General features: G+C 34.7%; 5 protein-coding genes. 3 read left to right on the plus strand and 2 right to left on the minus strand.

The genetic code is table 11. The annotated features are described in order from the left end of the window. Positions 1 to 427: 427 nt before the first annotated feature. From HMPREF9144_RS04800 to HMPREF9144_RS04810, 3 genes are all read left to right on the plus strand, one after another. The gene (locus HMPREF9144_RS04800; RefSeq protein WP_006044763.1) at positions 428 to 1153 is read left to right on the plus strand and encodes a glycoside hydrolase family 25 protein; all 726 of its coding nucleotides are present in this window, start codon (positions 428 to 430) and stop codon (positions 1151 to 1153) included. 71 nt (positions 1154 to 1224) lie between these two features. Next, positions 1225 to 2487, plus strand: a complete 1263-nt coding sequence (locus tag HMPREF9144_RS04805; RefSeq protein WP_006044764.1) for a zinc ribbon domain-containing protein — start codon at positions 1225 to 1227, stop codon at positions 2485 to 2487. Positions 2488 to 2656: 169 nt separating this feature from the next. Then, a complete protein-coding gene (locus HMPREF9144_RS04810) occupies positions 2657 to 3199 on the plus strand; it encodes a 30S ribosomal protein S16 (protein WP_006044765.1) in 543 nt (180 codons plus the stop codon). 189 nt (positions 3200 to 3388) lie between these two features. Here HMPREF9144_RS04810 and ahpF read toward each other — a convergent pair whose 3' ends face one another. Continuing rightward, positions 3389 to 4948 carry an alkyl hydroperoxide reductase subunit F gene (gene ahpF, locus HMPREF9144_RS04815; RefSeq protein ID WP_006044766.1) on the minus strand — a complete coding sequence of 520 codons (1560 nt, stop codon included), beginning with the start codon at positions 4946 to 4948 and terminating at the stop codon, positions 3389 to 3391. A gap of 362 nt (positions 4949 to 5310) precedes the next feature. Next, positions 5311 to 5877: an alkyl hydroperoxide reductase subunit C gene (gene ahpC / locus HMPREF9144_RS04820; protein WP_006044767.1), complete on the minus strand. Its 567-nt coding sequence runs from the start codon at positions 5875 to 5877 to the stop codon at positions 5311 to 5313. Between the last annotated feature and the right edge of the window lie 367 nt (positions 5878 to 6244).

Below are 6244 nucleotides of genomic sequence, written 5' to 3' on the forward strand. Positions count from 1 at the left end.
TCTAATCTAAAAATAGTAGATATCTAAGACGAGCGTGATAGATATCTAAGACAAGTGTGATAGATATCTGAAATAGGAGTAACTTATGTCTGGGTGGTTTTACAACACATCAGAGAATACCCGTAGACTCTGTTTGTGATTTTCTCTACTTATTTTCTATAGGAGTACAATAAGAATATAACTAACAAGAATTATTGATTATTAGATATAAGATTCTATCGTTCTATATTTTAAATGAACTTAGAATATGATTAATAAGCGTTGTTTTCTCTTGTAAATTATAGTCGTTTAGAAAAGCTATGAGTAGTAAGAAGCAATATCAGTTTTGGTATATGCACGTGTAAAAGAATACTAAAAATATAAGGAAACGATTAATAAAAAGATGTACTATTTCTACATATCAATTATAAATAGTAACTTTGCAACTATGAGCAAAAAGATATATATATTTGTTGTTTTATGGATGTTTTCGCTTTTAGGGATAAAGGCACAATATAACATACAATGTGAAGATACGTGCGATCATGTCCACGGTTTAGATATGAGTCATTATCAAGGAGATGTATGGTGGGAGACTGTAGCAACGAATAGTAATCACAAATTGAATTATGTATATTTGAAGGCGACAGAAGGCAGCTCGTTAATAGATCAACGGTATTATGAAAATATACAAGCTGCCAAACGTAATGGAATGAATGTTGGATCTTATCATTTCTACCGTCCACAAGTGTCGCAAATGGAACAGCTACAAAACTTTCGTGCACAGTGTAGACCCCAAGATCAGGATTTAATACCAATGGTGGATATCGAGACTACTGGTGGATTGAGTGATTATGCTTTACAAGATAGTCTACTGAAGTTCTTAGATTTAATGACAAAAGAATATGGTGTTCGCCCATTGGTTTATACTTATACAAATTTCTATAATCGTCATCTTATGGGTTCATTAACCGGATATAAACTGTTTATTGCGCAGTATACTTCTCGTGAGCCAGTATTGAATGACGGTCGTGATATATTTGCATGGCAATATACTGGTAAGGGGTATATTAATGGAGTTCGAGGCTATGTTGATAAAAGTAGGTTAATGGGCCGACATAGTATGCGTGAAATTAGATTTCCACGGCGTAAGACGAATATACATTATTATTAGTAAATGGATAAATCGGCAAAAATAATGGTCGATTACTATCAAAGTCATAACTTTAAAATTAAAAAGTAGCAATGATAATAAAATGTCCAGAATGTGGACATCAAGTCAGCGATAAAGCTCCAATATGTCCAAGTTGTGGAGTAGAGATTGCAGGACATCTTATAAAATGTTCCTACTGTGGAGAAATTTACTTAAAGGAAGATGCAGTTTGTCCCAATTGTCATCACTCGGTGTCTACAGACAACAGTGTAAACGAAGATGATGTAAAGACGGAACCTGTAAAAGACGACTCTCAGAATAATGGAGATTATTCTGAGGCAGAAACATCGTCAGTTGAGTTAGTAGTGTCTGCTGAATCAATCGAAGAAGAACCTCGTTTAGATGGCACACCTACGCAAGATACTTTAACTATAGAATCTCCATCTAGTGATGCCGAAGTATCTACCGATGATATGATTGTAAAACCAGAATCAAAGAATAATAATCATACTCCACTTTTTGTATCTTTACTAATTGCGCTTGTTATATGTGCAGTGCTCTTGTTTTTCTATAAGCGAGGTAATGACAATCATGAAGCTGAGGAATATAAAATAGCATTAAAAAGTAACAATCGTCAGGTGATGGAACAATATTTGGAAGATTATCCAAATGCTCCGCTAATACATATTAATAGTATTAGAGATTTATTGAAACAAACTCAACAAAATAATGATGAGTGGGGGCGTGTAATCCAACAAAATACAATTGCATCATATAAAGCATATCTTGAAACTCACCCTAATACGCCCTATAAAAATGAAATTTTAAAGCGGGTAGAAGAGTTGTATTGGAATGAAGTTGTAAACCAGAATACAGAGGCTGCCTATTTAGGCTATAGAGAGAAGTATCCAAAAGGAATTCATGTGAAGGAGGCAGATGAAAAGTTGAAGATAATGCTCGATAATACATCAACTCCCAGTGAAGAAAAAGTTGCGGTGTCTGCTGTACGTCAGTTTCTGCAGGGACTTAATAGCAAAAGTACCTCGAAAATAGAAGGAGTAACAGCAAGCTCATTTAATTTTCTTGGTGCTGGTGGGGCAACAATAGCCGATGTATCGAAATATATGCGTGAAAAGCTTTATCAAGCAGACGTAAAGGAAATAACATGGCAATTAGGCACGGTTTTAAATGCTACGACTGATAAGTCTGACGATGGAACAACAGTGCAGAAGATAACAATCCCTGCTCGTTTAGAAATAGTACGTGAAGGAGGTAAGGGTTCTAACAAATATACGATTAAAGCACAAATAGAGAATGGAAAAATAACTGCCATCAACTGGATATTACAAAGATAATATTAAGCTGCAGGAATAGACTGAGAAATAAGAAATAAAATAAATAGACTGTGAAAGAATAATATAATAGCTTGATAGTTTGTATACTTAAAAAGAAAGCTGTAAATTTGCAGTCGCTATTACGAGATAATAGCATAAAATTCAAACCTAATTATAAAATTAAAGAATTATGGCAACAAAAATCAGATTGCAACGCGGAGGTCGTAAAGGCTATGCCGTTTACAGAATTGTAATTGCGGACGTTCGCGCACCACGTGATGGTAAATTTACTGAAAAGATTGGAACTTACAACCCAAATACCAATCCAGCCACAGTAGATTTGAATTTCGAACGCGCACTGTATTGGGTAGAAACAGGTGCACAACCTACCGATACTGTTCGTAACTTGCTGAAATCAGAAGGCGTTTATATGATGAAACATCTTCGTGGTGGTGTAAAGAAAGGTGCATTTGACGAAACCGTATGTCAACAGAAGTTTGATGCTTGGAAGAAAGTTAAAGATACTTCTAAGGAAGCATTAGAAAAGAAGACTGCTGATGAGAAGAAGGCAAGTGCTGTAAAGAATCTCGAAGATGAGAAAAAGGCTAATGAAGCTATTGCAAAGAAGGTAGCAGAGAAGAAAGCTGCAGCAAAGGCAGCTGAAGATGCTGCGAAAGCTGCAGAAGCAGAAGCAACTCAGCCTGAGGCAACAGAGACTCCTGCAGAAGCTTAATCTTTGTTCACAACTAAAAGACTGTAAATCTCATATAAGAATTTACAGTCTTTTTTTTGTATCTAGTCGATAAGTGTTATCAAACAGATATAGCCTTAATTTATAGAACTATAGTTGTATAACAATATAGGAAAATGAGAGTTGTTCATCTCTTTTGCCTATATTGTTCAAGTTTTATCTAACTTTTCATTATATAATTCCGCGCAAACGATCATCAAACGCTGATAATGCAGCTTTCGCACCTTCGCCCATTGCAATTATTATTTGCTTATATGGCACAGTAGAAACATCTCCCGCTGCATAGATACCCGGAATATTAGTACGACAAGATTCATCAACCTTAATTTCGTTACGTGATGTCAGTTCTAACTCGTTTTTGAAAAGTTCACTATTTGGAGCAAGACCAATTTGCACGAAGACGCCATCAAATTCGTAATCTTTCTCTTCTTCTGTCAATCTATTTTTAACTGTTAGTGCAGTTAATTTTATACCATCGCCTTTTACATTGGTTGTCTGTGCATTCGTAAAGATACTTATATTTTTTAGTTGCTTAGCCTTTTCTTGTAACACAGTATCGGCACGAAGAGTATCGCTGAACTCAAACACTGTAACTTTATTGCAAATACCAGCAAGATCTATAGCTGCTTCCAAACCAGAGTTTCCACCTCCAATCACTGCAATATTTTTTCCTTTATAGAAAGGTCCATCGCAGTGTTGGCAGAAATGAATACCATGCCCTATATATTTTGCTTCGTCTCCAACATTTAGTCTACGCCAATTTGCTCCCGTTGCAATAATTATAGCTGGAGCTTTGAATATTTCTCCGCCTTTCACATATATTCTTTTTATCTTCCCATTTAAATTTACTTTTGTTATCTTTCGATGTTCGAAGAGCTCTATAGGATAGTTTGTGAGATGCACTTTTAAGTCAGTAGCTAGCTTTGTCCCATTTGTATTAGGTACTGAAATAAGATTCTGAATGTCTGTGGTATCATTTACTTGTCCGCCAATACGTTCTGCAACCAATCCAACTTTTAATCCTTTTCGTGCAGAATATATAGCTGCCGATGCACCAGCAGGGCCACCACCTATAACAATTACATCGTATTCGTACTCTATAGTTTCTTCGTTTTCTGGAACTTCGCTACCTACCATATCCTCCAACTCTTGTAAAAGTATACTGAGATCACCTCTTCCTATGTGTAATGCCTCATCATTACAATACACTGCAGGAACTCCTTGTATGTTTAAGTTGTTTATTTCTTGTTGATAAATGCCACCATCAACCATTTCATGTGTAATATTCGGATTGATAAGTGCCATAAGGTTGAGTGCTTGAACCACGTCAGGACAGTTAGTGCAAGTGAGTGATACGTATGTTTTCAGTGTTATTTTTCCCTTTAATAACTTAATTCTGCGTTGTATTATTTCGTCAGGGAAGTTTTTGCCTTGTCCATCTGTGTTGAGAATAGCCAGAAGAAACGAAGAAAATTCGTGTCCATTTGGTAGACCACGGAAAGAAATCCCAGTATTGTTACCATCTTTTACTAGTCTAAAATAAAGTTGTGTATTGTCTTTTTCAGTGAAACTAACAGATAACTTTTCTGATGTTGAAGCTATATTGTTGAGAAAATCCAGTTGTTCATCTTTCTTTTCATCATTCTTATTACCTATAACTTCAAATGTGATTTGCGATTTTAGCGATGCAAATATACTTTTTACTTGGTTTAATATATTATTATCTAACATAGTTCTATTTCTTATGAATTCGTTTTGTTTCGTATAGAGCTGTAATCTTTAATATTATTAGCCCCTATGAGTCATTATCTTTTTATATACTATTACTCTCTATTGCTTCCTGTATTCCTATTGACATTTTATTAACCTCTAATCCTGTAACCTACTATATTCTTGTTATATAATGCAATAATTTGTCCAACTATAAAAGGTACAGAAAGAATTAATGAGAGATTTTCTAAAAGCTTTATAGGTGGCTAAAAAAAGTCTCTTACTTTCCTATCTTACCTTTTATTAAAAAGAGGTTTGATAGGAGAGTGAGAGACAAATCATAATGTTATGTATAGTGAAAAAGGCTTTTACTGTGGTGTTACTTATATTTTACCTACAAGATCGATACTTGGTTTTAGGGTCTCAGAACCTTCTTTCCATTTTGCAGGGCAAACTTCACCAGGGTGAGAGGCTACAAATTGTGCTGCTTTTACTTTACGAACAAGCTCGTCAGCATTACGACCGATAGAGTTATCTTGAATCTCAGCCAATTTAATTTTACCTTCTGGATCTACGAGGAATGTACCACGATATGCTAAGCCTTCATCTTCCTTATAAACACCGAACCCTTTTGCTAGCACTGCGAGTGGGTCTGCAAGCATAGTGTATTTAATCTTTTTGATACTGTCAGAAGCATCTGCCCATGCTTTGTGTACAAAGTGAGTATCGCAACTTACTGAGAAAACCTCAACACCCATTTTTTTAAATTCTTCGTATTTATCTGCAAGGTCTACAAGTTCGGTAGGACATACGAATGTGAAGTCTGCTGGATAGAAGAAGAAAATAGCCCACTTGCCTTTAATATCTTCGTTTGATACTGTTTTGAATTCTCCATTTTGGAAAGCCTGAACTTTAAATTCAGGAGCCATTGCATTGATAATTGTCTCCATATTTTTATTATTCTGTTTTAGGTTCCTCTGATTTATATCGTTGGATACCGATTAATATTATTATTAATTTGTTTACGCTGCAAAGTTAGTATTAAACAATAAAGTAACCAACAGAAAATATCTATCATACAATTGAGAATATCAATAAACTAATTTAAGTTATTAGTAATCAGGATTTTATTTTCGAGAAGGAAATTTTTATGTATTGTTTTTCTTTCCAATGTACAGTGTTTTTTTATATTTTTCATTAGTATATCCTTCCCAATCTATCAAAAGAGACTTTAATTATTCTGATATTTCCTTACTTCTATATAGTCATTCCTTAAAAACTATATTTCAGCATAAAGCTTGTACTGACAAGCTCTAT

The organism is Prevotella pallens ATCC 700821, from assembly GCF_000220255.1.
In the GTDB taxonomy this organism is placed as follows: domain Bacteria; phylum Bacteroidota; class Bacteroidia; order Bacteroidales; family Bacteroidaceae; genus Prevotella; species Prevotella pallens.

Coding starts and splice junctions, on each gene's coding strand:
- ahpF (WP_006044766.1), bottom strand. CDS start 4,948: ATGTTAGATAATAATATATTAAACCAAGTAAAAAGTATATTTGCATCG.
- HMPREF9144_RS04800 (WP_006044763.1), top strand. CDS start 428: ATGAGCAAAAAGATATATATATTTGTTGTTTTATGGATGTTTTCGCTT.
- HMPREF9144_RS04805 (WP_006044764.1), top strand. CDS start 1,225: ATGATAATAAAATGTCCAGAATGTGGACATCAAGTCAGCGATAAAGCT.
- ahpC (WP_006044767.1), bottom strand. CDS start 5,877: ATGGAGACAATTATCAATGCAATGGCTCCTGAATTTAAAGTTCAGGCT.
- HMPREF9144_RS04810 (WP_006044765.1), top strand. CDS start 2,657: ATGGCAACAAAAATCAGATTGCAACGCGGAGGTCGTAAAGGCTATGCC.